A 26,460-nucleotide genomic window follows, 5' to 3' on the forward strand; every position below is an offset into this window, starting at 1 on the left:
TAATTAAGAGTTTATAAAAGAATTACTTGATTAAGTTAATCTCAACTCTTCTGTTGTTAGCTCTACCAGCTTTAGTTTTGTTAGAATCAATTGGTTTTGATTCACCAAAACCTTGGTGCTCTAATCTATTAGAAGCAATTCCTTTAGTGATAAGGTAATTCATTACAGAACTAGCTCTCTCTTGAGAAAGTCTTTGGTTGTTAGCTTCGCTACCTACACTATCAGTATGTCCATCAATTGTAAATCTTGCATTAGGATATTCTTTTAAGATGTCAACAATATTTTGTAACACCTCTTCTGATTGTTCCTTGATAGTAGATTTACCAGTGTCAAATAAGATTGTTTTAGCATATGCGTTAAGAGCTTTCTTAACAGCTTCAGTTACTTCAGGACATCCATTGTTGGCAACAGTACCAACTAAATCTGGACATTGATCATCTTTATCAACAACACCGTCTCCATCTCTATCTGGCCAAGGACAACCATTGTTGGCAGCAGGACCAGCCTCATTTGGACATTCATCATCTTTATCAGCGACACCATCACCATCAGAATCTGGACAACCGTTTAATTCTTTAGGACCAGCTTCAGTTGGACAAGCATCATCTTTATCAGCTATACCATCACCATCAGAATCTGGACAACCATTAAATTCAGCCGGACCAGCTTCTTGTGGACAAGAATCTTTTGCATCTTCAATACCATCACCGTCAGAATCTGGACAACCATTAAATTCAGCTAATCCCCATTCTTCTGGACAAGCATCATCTTTATCGTAGATACCATCTTCGTCAGTATCTTTTCCACCAAATTTAACTGTTATACCAGCAGTGTGTTGGAAGTGTGTATCTAAATAGTCTTCGAAAGCATGCTTGTATGAAGTTTGAGCAGTAAGACCAATATTTTCGGTCAACCAGAAGTTGATACCAAAAGTACCATTTAATGTTCCAGCACCGATGTCATCAACCCAAGTATAACCACCACCTACGCCTAAATAAGGCTCAACACATTTAGAATTTAGGATGCTTGCAAAGCTATACTTTACAATACCATCTAATCCAAAGTAAGTAACGTCATTATATCTACTACGGTCATCACCGAACTTATCTATTTTGTTAATAGAAGCTGTTGCCCCTACAGAAAACCCGCTGTTAATGTAACGAGCAGCTGAAACAGATGACAAAGAAGGCAAGATGTTATAGTGATCACCTGCATTAAAAAATTCATCAAAATAACCTCCAAGTGGAGCGTCTTCACCTGTTGGATAGAAATCAACCGCATTGATACCAAAACTGATAGCCCAAGGGTTGTTCTCATCTTGTGCGTACGTGTTGCTGAAACCTAAAACAAGCAACATAGCGAACAATAATCTGCTAAGATTTTTCATATTCAAAAATTTAATTTTTAAGTGTTAATTGTAAGCAAAAGTAAGTTGTTAAATATTATTAACAAAGACAAATATAGAAAAATATTGGAAAAATTACCTAAAATGTCAATGTTTGTCAGAAAAAATTATATTATTTCAAGTGTTTTTCCAACTTTGATGAATGCAGAAATGGCTTTGTCTAAATGTTCTTTGGTGTGAGCTGCTGACAACTGTACACGAATTCTAGCTTTTTCTTTTGGAACAACAGGGAAAAAGAAGCCAATGACATAAATACCTTCGGCCAGTAACATATTGGCCATGGTTTGTGATAATTTGGCATCATAGAGCATGATTGGAACAATTGCTGAATCACCATCAACTATATCAAAACCAGCTTTTTTGATTCCAGATTTGAAATATTCTGTGTTCCAGGCTAATTTATCTCTTAAGGTCGTATCGTTCTTTAGCATGTCAAAAACTTTGATAGACGCACCCACGATGGCAGGAGCTAAAGAGTTGGAGAATAAATAGGGTCTAGAGCGTTGTCTTAAAATTTCAATAATTTCCTTTTTTCCTGTAGTATAGCCACCCATAGCGCCACCAAGCGCTTTTCCTAGTGTTCCAGTAATAATGTCTATTCTGTCTAAAACGCCTTTTTCTTCAAGTGTTCCCCTTCCTGTTTCACCTATAAAACCAGCCGCATGACATTCATCAATCATGACCATAGCATCATACTTTTCAGCTAGATCACAAATTTTGTCTAAAGGCGCCACTAAACCGTCCATAGAAAATACACCATCAGTTACAACAATCTTAAATCGGGCACCATTTTTATTGGCTTCTATCAATTGCTTTTCCAAGTCTTCCATGTCGTTGTTTGCATACCGATATCGCGCGGCTTTGCAAAGTCGTACGCCATCAATTATAGAGGCATGATTCAAAGAATCGGATATAATGGCATCTTCCGGTCCCAACAATGGCTCAAATACACCACCATTAGCATCAAATGCGGCAGCGTAAAGTATGGTGTCTTCTGTGCTGTAAAAGTCTGCTATTTTTTGCTCAAGTTCTTTATGAATATCCTGCGTCCCACAGATGAACCTAACAGAAGACATACCAAAACCATGAGTATCCATAACATCTTTGGCAGCTTGAATGACTTCGGGATGTGATGACAACCCTAAATAGTTGTTTGCACAAAAATTCAACACGGTTTCTCCAGTGTTGAGGGTTATTTCGGCCCCTTGAGCCGATGTAATAATGCGTTCAGTTTTATAAAGGCCATTATCTTTAATGGTTTGTAATTCGTTTTTAAGATGATCTTGAATGGTTCCGTACATTGATTTAAATATTTTTTACAAATTTAAAATTCTTTTATTTGAATATCATTGTTTATGTAGATGAGAATTTTTTTTGAGACATTGAAGCCCATATCGTTTAAAACCTTCTCATAATTTAACAATTGCAATTCGTGTTTTTTGTTGGGGTTACCAGATTTATAATCAATTAAATAGACAGTATTGTCAGGAAAAACTACTAACTTATCTGGTCTAATTATTAAGTTGTTTTTAGCTATAATGTCCCGCTCATTATAGATTTTATTTTTTGGATCGAAACAGGCTTCCAATTTAGGATTGGAGACTAATTTTAACACCAAGGGTTTGAGTTCGACAGCTTGTGTTTTGCTAATTTTTCCGGACCTTAAATAATCACTAAACGCAAATTCAACATCTTCTTTTGAAGTGATATGAGACATAATATCATGAAACAAGTTGCCCTTTTCAATGGCGTCTTTTTGCTCTGTGTCCCAAAGGTATCCAGAATTGGTGGCAATCAAAATATTGTTGTCATTTTTGGAGACACTCACAAACTCTTGCGCAAAAACAAAGTTATTTTTACTATTTTCTGAAAATTCTTTTGTTGCCTTTTCACCAAAGATGTAGGTCGAGGTTTGATCATTCCATAGCTTTTGATTTTGTAAATACGAAATAAAAAATCCCGAAAATGTATTATTGTTTACGGCTCCTTTTGAGCTTATATCTTTCTTTGAAATAATGTACAATTGCTCAATTGGCCTTGTTAAAGCCACATATAATAAGTTTATGTTGTCCAATTCCAATTCCGATTGATGTTTGTTAAAAATATCCAATCCCTGTTCTCCAAAGTTTTCAAAAGCAATGCTGTAATTAAGCAATGCATACGAAAAGCCATTATATGTTTTTGGGTCAAGCGGGAACCATTCAACGGGATTTATTTCCCGATAAATATTTAAATCGGCATAAGGAAAGATGACGATTGGAAACTCCAAACCTTTGGATTTGTGAATGGTCATGATCTGAACAGCGTCATAGCCTTCAGGAGCGATAATACTCAATTTGTCAGATTGGTTCTCGAAATATTCCAAAAAGCTTTGTAAATCGGCTTTTTGTCTATTTGAAAATTCTAAAACCACATCCATAAAATATTGAACATAAGCATCTGATTTTTCAACTAAACGGAATGATCTCACAATAGTTTCAACTAAATCATAAAGTGATAGATGCGGTAATTCATCAAAATTAATTTGACAATCAATAGACTCTAAACTTTTGAACAGAATCTTCAAATCCAGATTAATGTGTTCCTTTAAGAAATCATGTTTGTTTTCAATATTAAAAATAACAATCAAACTATTTAAAAGGTCCGCTTTTATTTCAAGATTATTAGGTTGGGATAAAAGCTTTAACAGCGCGACTATGAATCTAACTTTTATTGAATTATTTATCAGCAATGTTTCAGATGACATAATCTTTATGCCCGAAGCGTTTAAAAATTCCGCAAGTGAAAGTCCCTCTTTTTTCTTTCTTACCAAAACACAAATGTCATTTAAAGCATAGCCTTGGTCCAGACAGTCCAGAATTTTATCAAGTGTTTTTTGAGCATATATCAGGTCTTTGTCATCCGAAGAATTGATCTCCAAAAAATCCAAACTCACATAACCAGTATTATTTGAACTGGATTGTTGATTGGAGTTCTTGTAGAGTTCCCTATGAACATGATCACTAAAAAAATTTTCAGAGAGATATTCAAAAAAGCGATTGTTGAATTCAACAATGGTTTCACTACTTCTAAAGTTTGCTTCAAGCGAAATAATTTGAGGGTCTACAAAAAATGGATTTTTAGTCTTGTTGAATAGATCCATGAATTGCTCGGCTTTACCACCTCGCCATCGATAGATGGCTTGTTTGGCATCTCCTACAATCATGGCGCTGCCTTTTTCGGAAGACAATGCGTTGTCCATGAGAGGAATTAAATTTTCCCATTGCAATTGGGAGGTATCCTGAAATTCATCAATAAAATAATGCTTGAAACGCTCTCCAGATCTTTCATATATGAATGGGGTAGGTTGATCTTTTATTTCCTTACTGATTAACGAATTAAACTCTGAAATAAGAATGACATTCTGTTCAATCTTAATTTCTTCAAGTTCCTTCTGAATTTCATTCAATACAGACAAGGGAGTAATATTTTTGTAAAGCGCTTGTAAAAACTTGATTCTAAAAACTAATGTTTTAGTATCAATATAGGCTTCAGCCAATTGGGGCTGAATAGACTCAATTATTGAAGCAACATCTTCAGATACTCTTGTAGGATATAATTTATTACCTTCAATTAAATCTGTTTGCCAGGCAGTACTAAAGTTAATGTCAAAGTTTTTAGATGTGAGGTTTTCGAAATGCCTTGGTAAATATTTGCCTTTGAAATCTTCTGAAACAAGACCAGCTTCCGAGATTAATGTTAATATGACATTGGCTTTTTCAACAATGGTGTTTTCAATGATCTTCAAGTCTCTTTTGGTATTGCTTTTTAGAGTTTTAAAATCATCCAGTGTTTTATCCTTTAAGGTTTTTAAATAATAAATGTCATTTTCATTTAAAAGCAGTTTAGAGATAGCATACAAATCTTTCGAAATATCCCAACTTTTATCATCATCAGCTTTTTCAAGAGCATAATCCACTAAAACTTTAGTTAGTTTATCATTGGATCCAGCTTTAGAAATGAGCCTGTCAACCGCTTCGAGTAAAAGAGAATTGGTGTCCAATTCAACTTCAAAATTCAAAGGGAGTTTCAAATCATAGGCAAAGGTCTTGATTAGTTTGTGCACAAATCCATCGATCGTTGAAATATCAAAAGCCGCATAATTATGGATTATGGCATCTAAAATAAGAGCGCTTTTATCTCTTAAGTCAGATTTAGGAATATCCAACTCTTGGCAGATTTGTTCAAACATGGGGTTTGTGTCAGATTCATCAGATTGTTTTGAAAAGGAAACCAAGGCATCGATGACTCTGCTTTTCATTTCAGCCGAAGCTTTATTGGTAAATGTTATGGCAAGAATGTTCTTGAAGGCCGAAGGGTTTTGGGACTTAAATAGAACTTTTAAATACTCTTTGACCAAAGTAAATGTTTTACCACTTCCAGCCGAAGCATTATATATTAAAAAAGAACTCGGGTTGGCCATCAATCTAATTTTAACACAAGATAAAAACTATCGATGATTTCATAGGTATTTATTATTTTTTATTGCGTGTTATAATGCGTAAATTTGATGAAAATTAAGTTAAACAATTAAAAACAAAAATATTATGGCTTTCGAATTACCGAAATTAAAATATGCTTATGATGCTTTAGAGCCTCATATAGACGCTCGAACAATGGAAATACATCACTCAAAACACCATGCAGGTTATACTTCCAAATTGAATGCCGCAATTGAAGGAACTGATTTAGAAGGCAAAACCATTGAAAATATTCTAACTAATTTAGACATGACCAATATGGGCGTAAGAAATAATGGCGGCGGATTTTATAACCACTCGTTATTTTGGGATGTTATGAATCCTGAAGATAGAGGGTATTTGTCTGGAGACCTTAAAGATGCCATTGAAGCTGAATTTGGTTCTAAAGATGCTTTTGTAGAAGCTTTTAGCAATGCTGCTGCTACACAGTTTGGTTCCGGATGGGCTTGGCTTTGTGTTCACAAAGGCGGAAAAGTTGAAGTATGTTCAACACCAAATCAAGATAATCCATTGATGCCTGGAATAGGTTGTGGTGGAACACCAATTTTAGGATTAGATGTTTGGGAACACGCCTATTATCTTAACTACCAAAACAGAAGACCAGATTACATAGACGCATTTTTTAAAGTGATTAACTGGAATGAAGTTGAAAGACGCTATGCAGAATCCAAATAAGAATTGAATAATCGACATATCAAAAAAAGCGGGCTCATTGAGCCCGCTTTGTTGTTGTTGTATATATGATAATTAATCTTTTTTTCAAATGAAAAAAGGTGAACAGAAGTCCACCTTTTTTGCCCCAAATCTACCATAAACTTAACCTACTTATGTTATGGTGACACAAATATAACATTGGTTTTGACTAACAATAAAAATTATTAGACAAACGACTTATAAATTGGGCTAAAATAATCTAAATGAGTTTTTTAATGAATAAAAGATGTATTCGGGGGTGAATAAAAATAAAAAAAGCCGAACCAAAGTTCAGCTTTTTTTGCCCCAAATCTACCATGAACTTAACCTACTTATGTTATGGTGACACTAATGTAATTTTTATTTAATTAGAACTTGTTAAAAAATAGATGAAATGCATTTTTATTAGATAAAGCGCATATTTTTTCAGATAAAATGCAGATTTACAATCTTTTAATAGGCTCTTTCCTTGTTTCCTTCGTAAAAGTTAATAAATGCTCTATTCACCACGCGATTTCCTCCAATAGTTGGATAATTACCCGTGAAATACCAATCACCTAAATTTTTAGGACATGCTAGGTGTAAGTTATCTACTGATTGGAAAATTGTTTCCACCTCGGCATTAACCGAATCATCAGATATTAATTGGGCAATTTTAGCCGATATCTCATCATCAGTAAATTGCGCATATAGATCCTTTACAAAATTGTGAACGTCCTTATCCTCCAAATCAACTTGTGCTTTACACTTTTCATAGACCTCTTGAACCATTTGGTATTTATTGTTCTCTTCTAAAAGCTCCAACATGGCTCTAAAAGCAATTAAATCCTCTAGCCTGGCCATATCAATACCGTAGCAGTCAGGATAGCGTATTTGAGGCGCAGATGAGACAACAACAATTTTTTTAGGATGTAGTCTATCCATCATTTTAATAATACTCTTTTTTAAGGTTGTCCCTCTCACAATACTATCATCAATGATGACTAAATTGTCATTGGGCTTGATGACACCATATGTTACATCATATACGTGAGCTACTAAATCATCACGACTACTATCTTCCGTAATGAAAGTCCTTAACTTGACATCCTTGATGGCTATTTTTTCTATTCGAGGTCTTTCAGATAATATATCTGTCACAGTTTCGGCAGACAGACCGCCTTTTCCATTCAATATGGCTTGCGTTTTTTTCTGGTTCAGATGATCTTCAACAGTTTCTATCATCCCAAAGAATGATGTTTCAGCAGTATTTGGAATGTATGAGAATACGGTATTTTGAGTGTCGTTTTCAATCGACTCTAATACTTTTGGCATTAATAATTTTCCAAGCATTTTACGTTCTTGGTAAATTTCAGCATCACTTCCTCTTGAAAAATAGATACGCTCAAATGAACAAGCTTTGCGTTCCAGAGGCTCGATAATTTTTTTGATGGATACCTCACCAGATTTTTTGGTAATGATAGCATGACCTGGCTCCAATTCTTTAACAGCATCAAAATCTACATTGAAAACTGTTTGAATAACAGGTCTTTCAGACGCAACCACAACTACTTCATCATCTTTATAATAATATGCTGGACGTATTCCGGCTGGATCGCGCAAGACAAATGAATCGCCATGCCCCAAAAGGCCGGCCATGGCGTAGCCACCATCCCAGTTTTTGGAAGATTTCTTTAGAATCTTGGCAATGTTCAAACGTTCTGCGATTAATGGTGAACACTCACTTTTACTATAGCCTTCCTTCTTCAGTTTCTTGTAGATTTTCAAAACCGCATCGTCTAAAAAATGACCAATTTTTTCCATGATGGTAATGGTATCAGCTTTTTCTTTTGGGTGCTGACCAAGTTGTACCAAACCATCAAATAATTGATTGACATTAGTCATATTAAAATTTCCCGCCACTATCAGGTTTCTGTGCATCCAATTGTTTTGTCTTAAAAACGGATGTACACTTTCCACACTATTTTTTCCAAATGTGCCATAGCGAACATGACCCAATAAAACTTCTCCTATGTAAGGGATGTGCTTTTTTTGAAGCGCAACATCATCAACGTATTCAGGATGTTCGGTAAAGTCTTTATTGATACGCTCATTTATTTGTGAAAATATATCTTGAATAGGCTGTTGGGCTATAGAACGGACCCGACTGATGTAGCGCTCTCCTGGTTTGGTATCTAATTTAATACTGGCAAATCCTGCACCATCTTGACCACGATTGTGCTGTTTCTCCATCATGAGATACATTTTGTTTACTCCGTAAAAAGCACTACCATATTTTTCCTTGTAGTACTCTAAAGGTTTTAGAAGTCTGATTTGTGCAATACCACATTCGTGTTTTAAAGCGTCACTCATTGGGTTATTTATATAATTAAAAACGCGCTCAAAATGGAGCGCGCTTGTTTATGTTAATTCAATATCGAATTGTGTTAAATCTCTAAATTGTTGCAAGCGTTTATGCACTTCATGAGGGTTTAAATTAACCATGCGTTCAGTTCCAAATTTTTCAACACAAAATGATGCCAAAGTAGATCCGTAGATTACCGCATTTTTCATATTCTCAAAACTTAAATCACCAGATTTAGCCAAATATCCTGCAAACCCTCCAGCAAAAGTGTCTCCTGCACCAGTTGGGTCAAACACCTCTTCCAATGGTAAAGCGGGCGCATAAAACACATTATCATCATGAAATAATAGTGCACCATGCTCCCCTTTTTTAATAACCACATATTGTGGCCCCATTTCATGAATCTTTCGTGCAGCAACAACCAGAGAATACTCGCCGGTTAATTGTCTGGCTTCCTCATCATTAATGGTGATAACATTTACTTTTTTTATAACATTTTGTAACTCATCCATAGCACAGTCCATCCAAAAATTCATGGTGTCCAAAATGACCATTTTAGGTTTCTTGATCATTTGATCCAGAACACTCATTTGGACGTTGGGATGTAAATTTCCTAACATAACCACTTCGGCGTCTTTATAATCAACAGGAACTATGGGATTAAAGTCGGCTAATACATTAAGTTCGGTAGCCAAGGTATCGCGTGTATTCATATCGTTATGATACCTACCACTCCAGAAAAAAGTCTTCCCTTTTTTTACAATTTCAACACCAGAAATATCAATCCCTTTATTTGATAACAAATCAAGATACTCTTGAGGGAAATCACCACCCACAACCGATACTGCAGCAGCATCTACATGAAATTGTGAGGCCGCAAGACCAATAAAAGTGGCTGCGCCACCAAGGATTTTATCAGTTTTTCCAAATGGGGTTTCAATGGCATCAAAGGCAACGGTTCCCACAATAACTAACTTACTCATAAATGTCTTTCGAATTTTGCTGCAAATATAAGGTTTTTAGTTACTAATAGCCGAATTTATTTCCTTCCAAAATCTGCAGGAATTTCACCCCAAGCTTTGGTTTCCCATTTTACAATGGTTGTTGCATAATTATTGGTTTTTAGCCAAGTAATAGCACGATCAACTAAATCAAAAAGTGGTTTGTTTTTTTCAGAACGCTCTAGTTTGGTGTTAGCTGTTTTCTTTTTTACCCAGCTGATGGCTGTTTTGGAATCGGTGTAGATGATTCGATTACTGTTCTGTTTTTTAAGAAATGCCAATGCGTGTACGATTGCCAAAAACTCACCAATGTTATTAGTGCCTTCTTCAAAGGGTCCTTGGTGAAACAACCGTTTTTTTGTTTTGGTGTCAACACCTTGGTATTCCATTTTACCTGGATTGCCACTTACGGCAGCATCAACAGCTATGGAGTTGTAATTGGGCTGCCCTATTTTTTTCAGTAGTTCATCAGAGAGTTCACTAACAAACTTTTTGCTTTTACCTATGTAGTCTTTATAATTGCCTTTGTAGGCTTTTTTGGCCGCTTCAAAGGTTGCAAACGATTTATATTGCGCACCTTCGAAGTCTTTTATTTGTGCTTTGCAGTCATCCCAGCTCTCAAAAACACCAGTGTGATGCCCTTTCCATACGGTATAGTATTTTTTCTTTTTTTTAGACATTCTATGTTAAAGATGCTGAACTTGATTCAGCATAACAATTAGTTATTTAATAACCTCTCAACTACCTGTGGGAAATGTTCCATTTCCAATTCGTGGATTTTTGATGCGACATCTTCAGCCGAGTCAGAAGGAGTAACCTTGCAAGTAGCTTGAAAAATAATAGCGCCTTCATCATAATGCTCATTAACGTAATGTATGGTAATACCAGTTTCGGTTTCGTTGTTAGCTACAACCGCTTCATGGACATACATACCATACATGCCTTTACCACCATATTTTGGTAATAAGGCTGGATGAATATTGATGACTTTATTTGGGAATTCATTTAAAATACGCTCTGGGAACTTCCATAAAAAGCCCGCCAAAACAATAATATCTGGTTTTGAAGCTTTTAAGATATTTAACACATCATCGGTTTCAGAAAAAGCAACTCTATTAAATGATAAAGCGCTTACTTTCAGTTTTTTACAGCGTTCTAATACTTTGGCATGGGGATTGTTAGTAAGCACTTGAATAACAGACACCTGTTCTCTGTTTTGAAAAAACTTAATTAAATTTTCAGCATTAGTACCACTTCCGGACGCAAAAATTACAATTCGCTTCATTTACAGATAATAGTGTTAAGATTGTTCACGCAAAAAAAAGAATAATAATTAACAATTAGAAGGCAAAAAGCATTTACTTCAATCGAATTTTAGTAAATTACAAGCACATTTTTAAACTAAAGGTGTGTAATAAAAATAAAGTTTTTTATTTTTGCCAACTAATTAAAACTTAAAATTAAAAGATTATGTCAGACATTGCATCAAGAGTAAAAGCGATTATCGTAGACAAATTAGGTGTTGATGAAAACGAAGTTGTAACTGAAGCTAGCTTCACTAACGATTTAGGAGCAGATTCATTAGACACTGTAGAATTAATTATGGAGTTCGAAAAAGAATTCGATATCCAAATTCCAGATGATCAAGCTGAAAATATTGCAACAGTTGGTCAAGCTATTTCATACATAGAAGAAGCTAAATAAGAACAGACTTTATGGCACTTAAGCGAGTTGTAGTTACAGGTCTTGGCGCTTTAACACCTATTGGGAACACCAAAGATGAATATTGGGATGCTCTGATTAGTGGGAAAAGTGGTGCGGCTCCGATAACATATTTTGATACTGAAAAGTTCAAGACAAAATTCGCTTGCGAATTAAAAAACTTTAACGCAACCGATTTTCTTGATCGAAAAGAGGCCCGTAAAATGGATAAGTTTACGCAGTATGCTATGGTAGCTTCCGATGAGGCTATTGCTGATGCGAAACTAAACCTTGATGAGGTAAACAAATTACGGGTTGGCGTTATTTGGGGAGCAGGAATAGGAGGTCTTGAGACATTTCAGGATGAAGTTTTAAACTTTGCTGCTGGTGATGGGACTCCTAGATTCAACCCGTTCTTTATCCCAAAAATGATTGCAGATATTGCACCAGGAAACATTTCCATTAAGCATGGATTTATGGGTCCTAATTACACAACGGTATCTGCATGTGCTTCTTCTGCCAACGCTATGATTGATGCATTAAACTATATTCGTTTAGGGCATTGTGATGTCGTAGTTACTGGTGGAAGTGAAGCAGCAGTAACCATTGCAGGTATGGGTGGTTTTAATGCTATGCATGCACTTTCTACGAGAAATGAAAGCCCTGAAACAGCTTCTAGGCCGTTTGACGCAACCAGAGATGGTTTCGTTTTAGGCGAAGGAGCAGGCGCCATCATTCTTGAGGATTATGAACACGCAAAAGCAAGAGGAGCTAAAATTTATGCCGAAGTCATTGGAGGCGGTTTGTCTTCTGATGCCTATCACATGACGGCTCCACATCCAGATGGCATTGGTGTTATTGCTGTTATGAAAAATTGTTTGGAAAACGCTGGTATAGACCCTAAAGAGGTTGATCATATTAATACGCACGGAACGTCAACACCACTTGGTGATGTAGCCGAGCTTAAAGCAATCTCTGAAGTGTTTGGTGACCATGCCAAAAACATCAATATTAATTCAACCAAGTCCATGACTGGACATTTATTGGGAGCTGCTGGAGCCATTGAGTCCATTGCTTCTATTTTAGCAATTGAACATGGTGTGGTTCCGCCAACCATAAATCACACAACCGTTGATGAAAATATTGATCCTGAATTAAACCTAACATTAAATAAAGCACAAAAACGCGATGTTAAAGTGGCCATGAGCAACACGTTTGGTTTTGGTGGACACAATGCCTGCGTACTGTTCAAGAAAATAGATTAAACATCGAATGAAACACATTCGTAACATACTAAATTCCCGTTCAAAAAACGACGGGAATTTTTTTGTGTCCATCCAGAAAATTTTGGGATTCAAGCCAAAGAATATTAAATTCTACAAAACGGCTTTTACACATCGCTCCATGAATATCAAGGATAGTCAAGGTCATCCTATTAACTATGAGCGTTTGGAGTTTTTGGGCGACGCCATGTTGGGTTCGGTTATTGCCTCTCATTTGTTTACGGAAGTTCCCAGTGGTGATGAAGGGTATTTGACCAAAATGCGTTCTAAAATTGTGAGTCGGGAGCATTTAAACGAATTGGGGAAAGACCTGAATCTGGTTGATTTAGTTGAAAGCAAAATCCCAAAAGGTCAGTTTGGCGACAATATTTATGGGAATTTATTTGAAGCACTTATAGGTGCTATATTTTTGGATAGAGGCTATAAGTATTGTGAAAAATTCATCTACAAAAAAGTTATTATCCCTTATGTGGATATTGAAAAACTGGAAGGCAAGGTTATCAGTTACAAGAGTTTGCTCATAGAATGGTGTCAAAAAGAGAAGAAAACATTTGACTACAATGTTTATGAAGACACTGGCAATGATGATATTAGACATTTTTCAGTGAAACTCTCCATAAACGATAAAATTGTTTCAAAAGCACGAGCCACCTCAAAAAAGAAAGCTGAAGAAAAAGCATCCAAACGTGCCTTTTTTGTGTTTCAAAACCAAATTTCAAAAGCCATTTAAAGTCCCTTGTGTCAAACAGGGAATTATTAACGCAAACTATAACGTTTTCGTAATAGTAGACTGCTAAAATTAATTTAAAGGCTATATTATTCCCCGTTTTAAGTACTATATTTACAATTATTAATAGCAATCTATGGCCGTTCAAAAACTAGTTCTGGATGATTTTTTAGATATCCATGATTATGGATTGATAGGAATTCATTGCTCTATTGAAGATTACAGGCTAGCTTATTTTCTGAATCAATACTTAAACATCAATCTTTCAAGGAAATCGCAAGATTTAGATTTTAGTAAGCAAGTTCAGTATCCAATTTTTGAATGGGAAGACGAAAAGAAACAAATTATTTGGAATTTAGTATCCAATAGTTGCAAAGTAGAGAGTCAAACAATTAACCAAACAGAATCCCTTTTTAGTAATCCACAAGCGACTACTAAAACACATTATCTTATTTCGGAATACAAGAAAGTCAACTATTTTTTGAAAATTAGTGAGGAGGATATCAATAAAACCAAATTGAAGCTTGTTCTAAATAAAATCTTGAGCATTCCTCAAATTGTGACGGCCTACAATGTAAATCCTGAAGAACTAAAGTCTAGAAACAACTTAATATTTTATTAATGCCAAAGAGAAAGAAAACCAAAATCGTAGCTACATTAGGTCCAGCGACCAGTACAAAAGAAGTGCTAAAGGGCATGCTTGATGAAGGCGCCAATGTGTTTAGAATCAATTTTTCACATGCCGATTATGAAGATGTCAAACAGCGCATTGCTATGATTCGTGAGTTAAATGAAGAGTTTGATTACAATGCTGCTATTTTAGCCGATTTACAAGGGCCCAAATTGCGTGTGGGAACCATGAAAGGTGAAGTTGTAGTCAATGAAGGTGACGAAATTGTTTTTGCAACTGGCAAACGTTTTGAAGGAACCAAAAAGCGCGTTTATATGACGTATGATCGCTTTCCTCAAGATGCTAAACCAGGTGAAAAGATATTATTGGATGATGGAAAACTCATTTTTGAGGTGGTTTCTACTGATAAGAAAAGTGAAGTGAAAGCACGTGTCCTACAAGGAGGGCCTTTACGATCCAAAAAGGGGGTGAATCTGCCCAATACCAATATTTCACAGCCCGCACTAACTGAAAAGGATATTGAAGATGCGCTTTTTGCCATCGAACAACAAGTTGATTGGATTGCCTTATCTTTTGTCCGTCATGCTGAAGATTTAATGCAGTTAGAGGAATTAATACAAAAACATAGCGATTATAAAATCCCTATTATTGCCAAAATAGAAAAGCCTGAAGCCGTAGAAAATATTGATAAAATTGTGGCCTATTGTGATGGTTTGATGGTAGCCAGAGGCGATTTGGGTGTGGAGATTCCTGCTGAAGAAGTGCCATTAATTCAAAAAAAGTTAGTCTTACGGGCCAAACAAGCACGCATTCCAGTTATCATTGCTACTCAAATGATGGAAACCATGATTTCCAGTTTAACACCAACACGTGCTGAAGTCAATGATGTCGCGAATTCTGTGATGGATGGTGCGGACGCGGTGATGCTTTCTGGAGAAACATCCGTGGGAAGTTATCCTATACAAGTGATTAAGCAGATGTCCAATATTATTAAGAGCGTTGAGGATTCGTCTTTAATACAAGTACCGCAGATACCACCACACATCAGAACCAAACGCTACATAACCAAGTCCATTTGTTACCATGCCGCCAACATGGCCAACGAAATTGATGCTAGTGCTATTTCCACTTTAACCAATAGTGGTTATACGGCATTTCAAATTTCTGCCTGGCGACCCAATGCCCACATTTTAGTTTTTACTTCTAACAAACGTATTTTAACCCAACTCAATTTGCTTTGGGGCGTGAAAGCGTTTTACTACGATAAGTTTGTGAGTACCGATGAGACCATTGAAGATGTGAATGCTATTGCCTGTAAAAAAGGCTACTTGGAAGTAGGCGACATGCTGATTAGTTTGGCGGCGATGCCAATTCAGGACAAAGGGATGGTAAACACTTTACGCGTTACGGAGATTACAAGTTGCAGTTTTTAGGGAATAATCTATGTTTAGATTTTATTGGCAGTTTAAAAAAATAGACTACTTTTTAACAAAGCCCATCTACTAAAACTCAAACTGCAATTGCACACTCACTTCTTTTTGGGGTTCTGTTTGTTTTGGTTTTTTTTCAGTGTTAAGGTTTGAGAGCGAAATACCTAAAAGCCTCACGGAGTTTTGCAACTTTTCTTGATATAGCAGGTCCTTTGCGGTTTCTAGAATAATGCTTTTATCGCTTATAAAATAGGGTAAGGTTTTGCTACGGGTTTGCAGCGTGAAATCACTGTATTTAATTTTTAAGGTCACCGTTTTTCCAGCAACGGTACTTTTATGTAAACGTCTGGACACTTCTTCAGCAATATGGTCCAATTTTTCCAACATAAAAACTTCGGAAGAAAGATTTTCACTAAAGGTGCGTTCTGCAGCCAATGATTTTCGTGTACGATTTGGTTTGACGTCACTGGTATGAATACCACGAACTACATAATAATAGTACCTACCTGATTTGCCAAAATGCTCATCAAGGTATTCCAAAGATTTGCTTTTTAAATCCTTGCCTGTAAAGATTCCTTTTTGGTACATGCGTTCAGCGGTCACTTTGCCAACACCATAAAATTTTCGAATGTCTAATTCCTCTAAAAATTGAAGCACCTCTTCTGGATTAACCGTTTTTTGTCCGTTAGGTTTGTTGTAGTCACTGGCTACTTTAGCTATAAACTTATTAATCGAAATACCAGCCGATGCTGTTAATCCGACATCTTTAAAAATGCGTTCACGTATTTCTTTGGCAATAAGTGTTGCGCTGGGATTTCCTTTCTTGTTTTTAGTGACGTCCAAATAGGCTTCGTCTAAAGAAAGTGGTTCTACCAAATCGGTATAATCATAAAAAATCTTACGAATTTTTTTAGATATGTCATGATATCTATCAAAACGTGGCCTTACAAAGAATAATTCTGGGCACAAGCGTCTGGCTTTGACGCCACTCATGGCACTTCGCACACCAAATTTACGAGCTTCATAACTAGCTGCACTTACTACGCCTCGTTTACTACTCCCGCCAACAGCAATGGGTTTACCCTTTAATTCAGGATTGTCCATCTGCTCTACAGAAGCATAAAAGGCATCCATATCCACATGAATAATTTTTCTAATTGGTAAATCGTTTGGCATGATGTAAATTTAGACATTAAATGTCTTTTATTTTTATGATAGAGATTGAACGTAAATTTTTAGTGACATCAAAAGCTTACACATCAGAAGCTCAAAACACTACCCGTATTATCCAAGGGTTTTTAAATACAGATCCCGAACGAACAGTTAGGGTACGTTTAAAGGGTCAGCAAGGATTTATAACCGTAAAAGGAAAATCAACGGAAGATGGACTATCTCGTTTTGAATGGGAAAAAGAAATTTCAGAAACTGATGCCCAAAACCTATTGAAACTTTGTGAAGATGGTGTCATCGATAAAATGCGTTATGAGATTATCTGTGGAAACCATACTTTTGAAGTCGATGAATTTTTTGGAGATAACAGTGGATTAGTAGTAGCCGAAATAGAATTGAATTATCAAACTGAAATTTTTAAAAAACCTTTGTGGCTGGGAGAAGAAGTCACTGGACAAGTTAAATATTACAATGCACAATTAAGCAAACAACCTTTTAATACTTGGTAACTATGAAACAAATATTGTTGATAACACTATTACTTTTTGCATTTAGTTGTAAAGAAGATAAACCAACTGATTTAAAAACAGAAACTATTATTAAAACGGATACAGTTTTTGTTGAAACCTTTAAAGGGGAACCGATAAAATCAGCCAAAGCACTTAAAGCTGAACTTACAGAAAAGGGTTATCAAACCTTTGACTATGTAGATGAAAAAACTCAAGACACTGTCTTAATGCAGCAATATTTTATAGCGTTTTTAAAATCAGGTCCAATTCGCTCTCAAAATGAAGAGGAAGCTACCAAACTTCAAAACGAACATTTGGCTCATTTAGGGCGCATGTACGAAGAAGGTTATGCTGATATTTCTGGCCCTTTTGGTGATGATGGTGAGATTCGTGGGATCACTATTTACAACGTGCCAACGTTAAAAATGGCAGATAGTTTAGCCAATATGGACCCAATGGTAAAAGCTGGTCGTTTAGTAATCGAAATACACCCATGGTGGGCAGCGAAAGGGTTTCCTTTGCGGTAATTATTCCGAAATTGTAAAACTTCGTTTAGCTTCATTGCCAAATTCGTCTACCACAGTAATTAGGTGTTTTCCTTTTTTTGGGATAATAGCCAATTCATGAATGTCTTTAGTGCTTCCCAAATAATTATCATTAATGTACCAGAACACCGTAGTTTCAGGTTTAGAATGTGCGATTTGGAGCACTAAATCGTTTGTTGTGCCGTCAAAATCCTTTGGCAGAAAAATGCTGTTGTTTTCCTTCGGATAAATAAATGCCATTGAAATGCTGTTTTCACCCAAACAGTAACTTCTAAATTTGGGTAACGGTTTATAAAACGGATTTTTGGTTTTGTAATAATAAGCCATCAAAGGGGGTAATACAAACCACGATTTATGCGTGATATTGCTCATACTTTCGCAGGAAGAATTCACTTGAAACGTTTCGCTTTTATCCAAATGCACTAACACATGATAAGGGCAAGGTTGTGTTTTTAATCCGCTAATTTGAATGAATTTATTTTCAGTATCATCACAATTTGGCGATGCTCGATGACCACTTTTTTTACAGATAGTAACCTCTTGCATTTCATCAAAAGGTTTTGCAAACCAGTCGCTATTGGGCAATACATCAAACACGTCAAATAAAATAGGAGCTGCTGCTTGTACTCCAACCAAACCTGGTCTGCCTTCGCCATCGGCATTTCCTACCCAGATACCAACGACGCAATCCTTTGTTGTACCAATAGCCCAAGCGTCACGAAAGCCAAAACTCGTTCCTGTTTTCCAAGCAATTTGTTTTGAGCCATCAAAAAACTCCCAACTTTCTTCACCTTCCGGTCGGTTGACTTCTTTTAAACTTTCGTAAGTGAGATAAATGGAGCCTGCATCAAACAGTGTTTTTTCACTGGTTTTTTTTCCGAAGTCAACCGTTTCCGAAGCTAAAAATGTAGGTTCACAAAATTCGTTGGAATAATATTCACTCGACGTTTCAGAAAAATGATTTAGGGTTGAAGATAATGCCGCGTAGCTTTTGCATAAATCCCAAAGGTTGCTTTCGGCACCACCAAGAATAAGCGATAAACCGTAATGATTGGCGTTGTATTTTAAATCTTTTAGCTGAAGTGTTTTTAAGTAATGATGAAATCGATCCAACCCAAACTCTTGAAGCATCCTCACCGAGGGTACGTTCAACGAACGCGACAAAGCTCTACTTGCTGGTATGGCACCATCGTAAGTTTTGTTGTAATTCTCGGGATTGTAACTCCCAAATTGGGTAGGTACATCGGCAACTAAAGTATTAGGTAAAATATCGCCAGCATCAAGCATTGCAGCATATAAAAAGGGTTTTAAAATACTACCTGTACTTCTAGGTTTGTCAATAATATCCACATCTTTTTGATGGGATTTATCGGTAGGCGTATTGCCCACATAAGCCAAAACCTGTCTGGTTTTTACATCTAAAACCAAAACGGCTGCATTGTAAATTTCATTCTGACTTAATTGATTGTAATGTCTTTTTACAATACGATTAACCTGCTGCTGCAATGGTGCGTTGATGGTTGTTCTTATGTGTTTACCGGAATAATTTTGAGCCACTTTTTGCAACAAATGAGGTGCGATTTGAGGTAACGAATACGGTTTTTGTGGTAAACTTTCTGCAATTGATAGATTATAAGTTAACGAATCAATAATTTGGTTTTGAAGCAGTTTTGTTAAAAGACGGTTGCGTTTTTTAAGTAAGCGATCTTGGTTTTTCCCTGGATAAATCAAACTTGGTGCATTAGGTAAAACCGCTAATGTGGCACTTTCAGCCCAAGAGAGCTCGTTGGCATTTCTGTTAAAATAGCGCCACGAAGCAGCATCCAACCCAACTACGTTGCCACCAAAAGGTGCATTGCTGCTATAATAAGAAAGAATTTTATCTTTTGAAATTCGTAATTCCAAGCGTGTAGCCAGAATAATTTCAATGGCTTTTTCAAAATAGGTTCGATTTTCACCTTTTCTGGATAAACGGATGACTTGTTGCGAAATGGTGCTTCCACCGCGTTTTATACCATCAGATTTTAGATTTTTGCGTAAAGCTTTAAAAATGGAAACCGGATTAAAACCAGGATGTTTGTAGAAATATTCATCCTCAAACTGAATAATACAGGTTTTGAATTTCTCTGGAATACTATCGTTATGAGGAAATCGCCATTGACCGTCTTTGGCAATTTGAGCTCCTAGTAATTCGTCGTTTTTACTGGTTATAACCGTTGCAGTTGGATCTTTAAACAATTGTTTAGGTAAACAGAAATAGTAGGCAACCAGTAACACAAAAAGCACTACTGACTTTATTTTGTTGTTTTTTATGTAAGATAAAAGGCGTTTCAAATCAAGTGCTAGATTTTGTCATTCTGCGCTGCGACACAGAATCTATTTTATTTGGATTCCGCATCAAGTGCGGAATGACAGCTTTGGTTATATTTCTCCAAACTCATACTCACGTTCTACTTTGCAAATTTTCACATTGTACCAACTGTACCAATCTAGCCTACCTTTTTGTTGCGCTACTAAATGTTCGGTATGCTGTTTCCAGTTTTTTATAGCTTCCAGACTTTCCCAATAACTCACTGTAATTCCAACGCCTGCATTGAGCGCAGTCGAAGTGTCGTTTCTGGCACTATCCATGCCTAAAAAACCGTCTTGTGTTTTTGCAAGTGTCTCCATTTTATTGGCCATTTCAGTGTAACCTTCAATAGTTTCTTTTTGAGTTGAAGTGAAAATGACGGCGTAATAGGGTTTAAAATATTTTTTCATAAACTAATTTTCAACAGTTATCCATTGCCCTTTAGTTCTCACTAAATATCCATTATCATACATCGCTTCGGCTTGAATTCCCGGTAAATAATAGGTTCCTAAATAGGAAGCATTCAGCATGACGTTAAAGGTTTTGGTGTCATGTTTTCCTTTTTTGTTTAAATCGAAATAGAAATTCACACGGTCATCTCTTATGTCGGTATAACGTGCTTGACTTGTAGTCGTATCACCAAAATCGGTAAAACGTGTATTGACGATTTCCCAACCTGAAGGAAAAATTTGTGTTAATGCCACATCATTCACGTTTTCGTTTTTAAGATTACTTACACGAACGGTTGCCACAAAATCCTGTCCTTGTTGTAGCTTTGAAATGTCAATTAGGTTGCCTTTTAAATCTTTGTATTGCACTGAAATACTTAAACCGCGTTGTTCTGCAATTTCTTCACCTAAAGGTAATTTCCCAGAGTTCAGCACACGTACATATACCACATTGTCAATGTTGTTGGTTAATGACATGGCGTTCTTTTCATCTAAAACGTTCAATTCACGTTGTGCAATAGCACTTTTAGAATTGATGGTTTCGGTTTTTCCGTTTATAGTGTAAGTTACATTCAAAGCCTTTCCGCCATTGGCTTCTACCATTTTTGCCATAGCTAATAAACTATAGGCTGTGGTTTGTGTGCTCATCCAACGATTTCCAGACAATTCTTTGGCCATATATTGTGCCAATTCACGTTGTTTTGGGTTTTTGGTCAAGACCATAGTTTCTAAAGCCATGGCCCTATTTCTATCTACCGAACCGTAAGTGTAATAGTTGTATTGAGGTGGTTGAAAATCAATATTGGCACGTTGTGAAATGCTTTCACTCGCTTCTTTTTGACCTGCTAAAGCATAAGCAGCAGCTAAACGCCATTTGGCTTCATTAGAAATTTCAGAAAACTCACGCAAACGGTTCATTGCTGCCAAATCTGGTTCTCCAGCTAAAGCTAAAGTATACAATCTGTAAGCTTGTGCTAAATCGGAATTATAGGTTCTATAACTTGGTCGCCAATCTCTGGCAGCTTGTTTTTGATAGTTTAACCAATTGCTCTTGAAGGTTAATGGCAACGCATATCCTTTCTTTTCGGCTTCCAACATAAAATGTCCAGCATAACTGGTGCTCCAATCGTTGGTTGTGTTTTCTCCCATCCAATAACTCATTCCGCCATTGGGCTGCTGAAAATGGGCTAGTTTTTTAATCCCATTTTCAATATTGGATTGAATGTTTTGCTTTTTATCATAAGTTAAATCGAAAATATCACTTAAGAATAACTGCGGAAATACAGCTGAAGTAGTTTGCTCCAAACATCCATGAGGATATTGAATTAAATATTGTAGTCTGCGCGTGAAATCCATTGGTGGCAAGGTTGAAAATTCTACCATTGCGCTGTTGGTTCCTGGAATGCCAAAGGTTGAAAACTCTAATGTTTGTGTTGCATTGGCTTCTAAAGATTTGTCGATTGATTTTGAAGTGATTGGATTTGGATTCATCACATCCAACTCAACTTTATAAGTCGATTTCTCACCATTCCCTGTGGCGATGACTTCAACCGTGTTAATGCCTTTTGCTTTGCTTACATCGAGTTCAAAATACGCCATTTTCTCATCTGGTTTTGCAAAAGCTATAGTTTTGGTTCGTTCGCCAACTACAGAGATGCCATTGCTTAACTTCAAACTAATATTGACGTTTTTTACTTTGTTTTCCATCGCAAAAACAGTCACAGGAAGGGTTACTTTTTCGCCAGGGCTTAATTTCCGCGGAAGCGATGCCAACACCATCAACGGTTTTTTCACCTGAACCGATTTGTCGGTGCTTCCGTAAGCTTCTTTGGTATTGTCTCCAGCAACCACCATAGTACGCACTGAACCAATATAATTTGGTAGTTTTATAGTATGTGTTTTGTTCTCACCTGCTTTCAATTCAAAAGGTCCTAAATAGGTTACAACTGGTTTAAAACGATTGGCTTTTTTGTTTTTTCCTGCCAAAGCACTGCCATCTCCACCAATAGCAAATACTCGGTCGATGCTACCAGAATATGCGCCAATAACATCGTCGAAAATATCCCAAGTTTTTACGCCCAAAGCTTCGCGTTTGTAAAATTCATCCCAAGCATTTGGGGTTTTAAAACGCGTTAAGTCGAGCAAACCTTCTTCCACCATCGCAATAGTGTAAGTCATAGATTTGTTGTTTTTTTCTGAAACCGAAACTTTAAATTCCTGTTCTGGTTTCAACACATCAGGCATTTTTAGTTGTGGTTCCAGTTTTGTGCTTGGGTCTTCAACCATAATAGGAATAACGCCATATAAACGTATGGGTAAATCGTTTGCCGAAATAGCGTGTGGTTGCAACAGTGAAATATTGATGAATACATTAGGAGCCATTTCTGAAGTTATAGGAATATCAACAACCGTTTCACCTTGTTGGGTTTTTACCCATTTGTAATCCAGAACTTCTGTGCCGTTTTCTATGCTCACCAAAGCACGGCCTTCGTTACCCGAATTGAAGGTAATTTTAGCCGTTTCACCCACATTGTATTGTACTTTATCGGCTGAAAACACTAACATTTTGGCGGCTTCTTTATCGTTTGATGGTGCTTTTTGCCACCAGTTTTTGTAGAAATAAGCGGTTTGACCTGTGGCGTGACCACTTTTTGGGTCAACCACTCTAATGAGATAACGACCACGTTCATCGTCTGGAATTTTTATGCTGAATGAGCCTTTTCCGTTGGCATCGGTATTTACTTTGGTGTCTAAATACGGTCTGTGGTAGGTGCTCGACACGTAACTCGATAGGTTGTCGTAAGAGGAATTCCACCACCAACGCCATTCAATTTTATAGACTTTTACTTCAAGATTGTTACGCTTAATAGGTTTACCATCTTTATCAACCACAACCACATCAAAGGTTTGGTTTTCATCTGTAAAAAACGAACCGTAAGCATTTCCTTTAGGTGATTTCAATCCAACAAACGATTCGTAAGGTGCGTATTGTTTGGTAAAAGCATCTATTGAAAAATCGCCGCCATTTTCAAAAGCACGCACCAAAAATTGTACGTTCAGCATACCTGGAGCATTTTTACCAACTTCCAATTTTTTGCTAATGTTTGCTAAACCTTCGGCATTTACATTGCCTTCAAACACATTTATTTCCTCGGTGTTGAATTCACGAGTTGGGTCAATGAAAACGTAACCGTTGTAATTTTTAAAGCCAGAATATGATGTGCTGAATTTTGCCTTGACTTCAGCTTTTAAGTTTTTGCCAGCAGCTCCATGAAGCCATTTCACATCCAAAGTTCCGTTTAATGGCTTGTTGCTGGTTAAAATATCGTTTTCAAAATCGACTTTAAGTTTTAATCGGTTGGGTTTTACGGTTTCAATTTTCAATCCTTTGTGAAAGGTTGCACCGCCTACAGAAACTTTAGCGTTGTAATTTCCTGTTTTATCTTCGGTTGATGTTGGTACAGTAAAGGTGTAAAAATTGTTAAGGTTATCTGCAGTGATGTTTTTGTAAACTAATTTGCCGTTAGGGTCTGTAATTTCCAATTTTATTGGATGGCCTTTTGGGAGTTTATTGGCAATATCATTTAGCATAAAGGTTAAATGCAGGGTGTCTCCAGGTCGCCACACACCACGTTCGCCATAAATATAGCCTTTAAGTCCGCGTTGTAATTTGTTTCCAGAAACATCAAATTTGCTTAACGACAACGAATTGCCATCAGCTAATTTTACATAGGTTTTATTAGCACCTTTGGTGACAATGGCAAATGACGCGTGTTTTTCGGAATCAATAGTTACGAGTCCGTCTTTGTCGGTAAATAAAGATGCGATTTCTTGTTGTTGAAAGTTATAAAGCGTTACTGATGCATTGGCTTCAGGATTGGTGTTTAGAATGTTTGTAACTGCAAAGTAATACGAATTGTTTGTACTCTGTTTGGCTATAACGCCTAAATTTGAAGCTAATAAGTTTTGAGAAACAATACGGTTTTCGTTGTAATACGCTTTGTGGCAAGGGTTTTCGCGTTCGTTCCAATTGTAAGTGTAATTTCGGTACCTGTACGTGAGGTTGTCCCAATATTCTTGCTCTTTTAACTCTTCATCTTCAGTAAGCGTTTCGTTGTAATCGCCTTCGTAATAATAGTCTTCTGCGTAGTAGTAATCGTCGTATTCATCATCTTCTGTGTTTGTAACCGATGTATTAGCAGAGCAATCATAAAGTGAATAATCTTTATTGAAGCTCAATTCCACTCGATAAATTGCTCCTGGATCTGCCTTAAAATAGTTGGATAAATCGATGCTGTAGGCTTTCCATTTTCCAGTATTTTCGGCAGCAGTTTGCAGTTGAATGGTTTGTTTTGCAATGCGACGACCAACTTTTTTAATATTGTATTGGTTGTTGCTATTAAGGTTATTATCTTGAAGGAATTGCAGAATATTGTCTTCAAAAATTTTGATGATGCGTACATCAACAGCACTTAAATTAACAGCTTCAAAATTAAATTTTAATTCTTGAGAATTAGGTAAAATGGTTCCGTTGTTAATTAGGCGAACCTGTGGTTTTAATTCTTCAAATGCAATACTTTCAGAAAACGGTTTTTTAAGTTTATAGCCTTCTTTGTTTAAAATACCTTGAAACACATCAACTTGAATATTGCCAACTAATTTTGTGTCTGGATAGACTTTTAAGAGATTACCATCAACAATATATTTTGGGGTTTTTACATTTTGAATGGTGACCAATCCGTCAAAATTTTGCTGTTTTTTTAAAGGATCGGAAAAGTTAATGGTTAAATATTGTTCTGGAGATTGAATAACATCAACATCAACAATGGTGAAGTTGTTGATGCCAGGAATAAGCACTTTATTTTCCCCTTTATTGTCTGCTTTTATAGGCTTTCCATTCCATTTTACCAAAATGTCGCTGTCTTCAATTTTTCGGTTGATACTATCAATTTTAAACTCAAAAACTTTAGCATGCTCACTAGCCTCATTAAAAACGATAGAGAGATTTTCTCCGCTTTGCGAAGCTTCAACCAATTTTTTGGCATCTTCTAAAGCAATCACATCTGCCGAACGTAAAACAGATTCTAAATACTGCCATTCCTTACTGTAAGACTGCAGGTTGTTGGTAACAACACTAAAATTTGGTGTTATGGTTTTAAACTGAAAGGTATAATCTTCAAACCCTTTTGGAATGTTATTGTAAATCTTGTCTAGTTTTACCGAAACCGTATATTCTGTTGCAGGCTCTAAAGGTTCATCTGGAGTAAAAATTAATGTATGCTTGTTGGCAACTGTTAACTTACCCTGTACATAAGGTGAAATAGAGATGATGCCATCAGTAATTTCCTGCCCCATTTCCCAACCATCAACTTCGTTTGCTAAATTAATATGAATGGGATCTGAAACCGAGGTCAAACCAGATGATGTATAACTAATGTAGTCTCTAAACTTAAATAGATTATCGGTTTCAACTTCTTCTTTTTTACATGATGTGGCTATTACAAATATTGCTGCAATAACCAATAGCTTTTTAAATGGCATAGATTGATGGTTTTAAAAATTGAACTTAAAAAAAAGAAGTGTAGGTAATTCCTTATGAATTAATTACGCTCAATTTTTGATTTTTAGTCTTCACTAAATGTTAAATTGTTCATAAAAGTTAAAATTAATATAATACACGAAAACGATTGCGTTATAATTAT

At 36.3% G+C, this 26,460-nt stretch carries 19 protein-coding genes; 8 read left to right on the plus strand and 11 right to left on the minus strand.

Annotation, left to right across the window (positions count from 1 at the left end; translation table 11 throughout):
• Positions 1 to 22 precede the first annotated feature (22 nt).
• From C1T31_RS01685 to C1T31_RS01695, 3 genes are all read right to left on the minus strand, one after another.
• Complete coding sequence (locus C1T31_RS01685; RefSeq protein WP_103050724.1) at positions 23 to 1,387, minus strand: OmpA family protein; 1,365 nt, start codon at positions 1,385 to 1,387, stop codon at positions 23 to 25.
• Between the two features lie 125 nt (positions 1,388 to 1,512).
• Positions 1,513 to 2,706 (minus strand): glycine C-acetyltransferase, encoded by a 1,194-nt coding sequence (gene kbl, locus C1T31_RS01690; RefSeq protein WP_103050725.1) that lies wholly within the window; start codon positions 2,704 to 2,706, stop codon positions 1,513 to 1,515.
• A 23-nt stretch (positions 2,707 to 2,729) separates the two neighbouring features.
• The gene (locus C1T31_RS01695) at positions 2,730 to 5,867 is read right to left on the minus strand and encodes a UvrD-helicase domain-containing protein (protein WP_103050726.1); all 3,138 of its coding nucleotides are present in this window, start codon (positions 5,865 to 5,867) and stop codon (positions 2,730 to 2,732) included.
• A 124-nt stretch (positions 5,868 to 5,991) separates the two neighbouring features.
• Between C1T31_RS01695 and C1T31_RS01700 the strand changes: the two genes are divergently transcribed.
• The gene (locus C1T31_RS01700; protein WP_103050727.1) at positions 5,992 to 6,600 is read left to right on the plus strand and encodes a superoxide dismutase; all 609 of its coding nucleotides are present in this window, start codon (positions 5,992 to 5,994) and stop codon (positions 6,598 to 6,600) included.
• A 471-nt stretch (positions 6,601 to 7,071) separates the two neighbouring features.
• Here the strand turns inward: C1T31_RS01700 and C1T31_RS01705 are convergent, their stop codons facing one another.
• The 4 genes from C1T31_RS01705 to purN are packed head-to-tail and all read right to left on the minus strand — an operon-like array spanning position 7,072 to position 11,248.
• Positions 7,072 to 8,970: an amidophosphoribosyltransferase gene (locus tag C1T31_RS01705; protein WP_103050728.1), complete on the minus strand. Its 1,899-nt coding sequence runs from the start codon at positions 8,968 to 8,970 to the stop codon at positions 7,072 to 7,074.
• A 48-nt stretch (positions 8,971 to 9,018) separates the two neighbouring features.
• On the minus strand, positions 9,019 to 9,945 hold the full coding sequence (locus tag C1T31_RS01710; protein WP_103050729.1) for a PfkB family carbohydrate kinase: 927 nt from the start codon (positions 9,943 to 9,945) through the stop codon (positions 9,019 to 9,021).
• Between the two features lie 56 nt (positions 9,946 to 10,001).
• Positions 10,002 to 10,643 (minus strand): ribonuclease H1 domain-containing protein, encoded by a 642-nt coding sequence (locus C1T31_RS01715; RefSeq protein WP_103050730.1) that lies wholly within the window; start codon positions 10,641 to 10,643, stop codon positions 10,002 to 10,004.
• A gap of 38 nt (positions 10,644 to 10,681) precedes the next feature.
• Entirely contained in the window at positions 10,682 to 11,248 is a 567-nt protein-coding gene (gene purN, locus C1T31_RS01720) for a phosphoribosylglycinamide formyltransferase (RefSeq protein WP_103050731.1), read from the minus strand.
• Positions 11,249 to 11,433: 185 nt separating this feature from the next.
• Between purN and C1T31_RS01725 the strand changes: the two genes are divergently transcribed.
• From C1T31_RS01725 to pyk, 5 genes are all read left to right on the plus strand, one after another.
• Positions 11,434 to 11,667 carry an acyl carrier protein gene (locus C1T31_RS01725; protein ID WP_008269813.1) on the plus strand — a complete coding sequence of 78 codons (234 nt, stop codon included), beginning with the start codon at positions 11,434 to 11,436 and terminating at the stop codon, positions 11,665 to 11,667.
• 11 nt (positions 11,668 to 11,678) lie between these two features.
• Positions 11,679 to 12,929: a beta-ketoacyl-ACP synthase II gene (gene fabF / locus C1T31_RS01730; RefSeq protein WP_103050732.1), complete on the plus strand. Its 1,251-nt coding sequence runs from the start codon at positions 11,679 to 11,681 to the stop codon at positions 12,927 to 12,929.
• Positions 12,930 to 12,936: 7 nt separating this feature from the next.
• Entirely contained in the window at positions 12,937 to 13,677 is a 741-nt protein-coding gene (rnc, locus tag C1T31_RS01735) for a ribonuclease III (RefSeq protein WP_103050733.1), read from the plus strand.
• A gap of 133 nt (positions 13,678 to 13,810) precedes the next feature.
• A complete protein-coding gene (locus C1T31_RS01740; RefSeq protein WP_103050734.1) occupies positions 13,811 to 14,296 on the plus strand; it encodes an IPExxxVDY family protein in 486 nt (161 codons plus the stop codon).
• Entirely contained in the window at positions 14,296 to 15,738 is a 1,443-nt protein-coding gene (gene pyk / locus C1T31_RS01745) for a pyruvate kinase (protein WP_103050735.1), read from the plus strand. Before C1T31_RS01740 ends, pyk begins: the two co-directional genes overlap by 1 nt.
• A 69-nt stretch (positions 15,739 to 15,807) precedes the next feature.
• Here the strand turns inward: pyk and dinB are convergent, their stop codons facing one another.
• Positions 15,808 to 16,911, minus strand: a complete 1,104-nt coding sequence (dinB, locus tag C1T31_RS01750; RefSeq protein ID WP_103050736.1) for a DNA polymerase IV — start codon at positions 16,909 to 16,911, stop codon at positions 15,808 to 15,810.
• A gap of 35 nt (positions 16,912 to 16,946) precedes the next feature.
• Between dinB and C1T31_RS01755 the strand changes: the two genes are divergently transcribed.
• Positions 16,947 to 17,414: a CYTH domain-containing protein gene (locus C1T31_RS01755; protein WP_103051289.1), complete on the plus strand. Its 468-nt coding sequence runs from the start codon at positions 16,947 to 16,949 to the stop codon at positions 17,412 to 17,414.
• A gap of 2 nt (positions 17,415 to 17,416) precedes the next feature.
• The gene (locus tag C1T31_RS01760) at positions 17,417 to 17,941 is read left to right on the plus strand and encodes a YciI family protein (protein ID WP_103050737.1); all 525 of its coding nucleotides are present in this window, start codon (positions 17,417 to 17,419) and stop codon (positions 17,939 to 17,941) included.
• Here C1T31_RS01760 and pbpC read toward each other — a convergent pair whose 3' ends face one another.
• The 3 genes from pbpC to C1T31_RS01775 form a co-directional block, all read right to left on the minus strand.
• A complete protein-coding gene (gene pbpC / locus C1T31_RS01765; RefSeq protein ID WP_103050738.1) occupies positions 17,942 to 20,293 on the minus strand; it encodes a penicillin-binding protein 1C in 2,352 nt (783 codons plus the stop codon). It abuts the gene before it with no gap.
• A gap of 87 nt (positions 20,294 to 20,380) precedes the next feature.
• Positions 20,381 to 20,719 carry an antibiotic biosynthesis monooxygenase family protein gene (locus C1T31_RS01770; protein ID WP_103050739.1) on the minus strand — a complete coding sequence of 113 codons (339 nt, stop codon included), beginning with the start codon at positions 20,717 to 20,719 and terminating at the stop codon, positions 20,381 to 20,383.
• Between the two features lie 3 nt (positions 20,720 to 20,722).
• A complete protein-coding gene (locus tag C1T31_RS01775) occupies positions 20,723 to 26,299 on the minus strand; it encodes an alpha-2-macroglobulin family protein (protein ID WP_103050740.1) in 5,577 nt (1,858 codons plus the stop codon).
• Between the last annotated feature and the right edge of the window lie 161 nt (positions 26,300 to 26,460).

It is taken from the genome of Hanstruepera neustonica, assembly GCF_002895005.1.
Lineage (GTDB): Bacteria > Bacteroidota > Bacteroidia > Flavobacteriales > Flavobacteriaceae > Hanstruepera > Hanstruepera neustonica.

Coding starts and splice junctions, on each gene's coding strand:
- C1T31_RS01685 (WP_103050724.1), bottom strand. CDS start 1,387: ATGAAAAATCTTAGCAGATTATTGTTCGCTATGTTGCTTGTTTTAGGT.
- kbl (WP_103050725.1), bottom strand. CDS start 2,706: ATGTACGGAACCATTCAAGATCATCTTAAAAACGAATTACAAACCATT.
- C1T31_RS01695 (WP_103050726.1), bottom strand. CDS start 5,867: ATGGCCAACCCGAGTTCTTTTTTAATATATAATGCTTCGGCTGGAAGT.
- C1T31_RS01700 (WP_103050727.1), top strand. CDS start 5,992: ATGGCTTTCGAATTACCGAAATTAAAATATGCTTATGATGCTTTAGAG.
- C1T31_RS01705 (WP_103050728.1), bottom strand. CDS start 8,970: ATGAGTGACGCTTTAAAACACGAATGTGGTATTGCACAAATCAGACTT.
- C1T31_RS01710 (WP_103050729.1), bottom strand. CDS start 9,945: ATGAGTAAGTTAGTTATTGTGGGAACCGTTGCCTTTGATGCCATTGAA.
- C1T31_RS01715 (WP_103050730.1), bottom strand. CDS start 10,643: ATGTCTAAAAAAAAGAAAAAATACTATACCGTATGGAAAGGGCATCAC.
- purN (WP_103050731.1), bottom strand. CDS start 11,248: ATGAAGCGAATTGTAATTTTTGCGTCCGGAAGTGGTACTAATGCTGAA.
- C1T31_RS01725 (WP_008269813.1), top strand. CDS start 11,434: ATGTCAGACATTGCATCAAGAGTAAAAGCGATTATCGTAGACAAATTA.
- fabF (WP_103050732.1), top strand. CDS start 11,679: ATGGCACTTAAGCGAGTTGTAGTTACAGGTCTTGGCGCTTTAACACCT.
- rnc (WP_103050733.1), top strand. CDS start 12,937: ATGAAACACATTCGTAACATACTAAATTCCCGTTCAAAAAACGACGGG.
- C1T31_RS01740 (WP_103050734.1), top strand. CDS start 13,811: ATGGCCGTTCAAAAACTAGTTCTGGATGATTTTTTAGATATCCATGAT.
- pyk (WP_103050735.1), top strand. CDS start 14,296: ATGCCAAAGAGAAAGAAAACCAAAATCGTAGCTACATTAGGTCCAGCG.
- dinB (WP_103050736.1), bottom strand. CDS start 16,911: ATGCCAAACGATTTACCAATTAGAAAAATTATTCATGTGGATATGGAT.
- C1T31_RS01755 (WP_103051289.1), top strand. CDS start 16,947: ATGATAGAGATTGAACGTAAATTTTTAGTGACATCAAAAGCTTACACA.
- C1T31_RS01760 (WP_103050737.1), top strand. CDS start 17,417: ATGAAACAAATATTGTTGATAACACTATTACTTTTTGCATTTAGTTGT.
- C1T31_RS01770 (WP_103050739.1), bottom strand. CDS start 20,719: ATGAAAAAATATTTTAAACCCTATTACGCCGTCATTTTCACTTCAACT.
- C1T31_RS01775 (WP_103050740.1), bottom strand. CDS start 26,299: ATGCCATTTAAAAAGCTATTGGTTATTGCAGCAATATTTGTAATAGCC.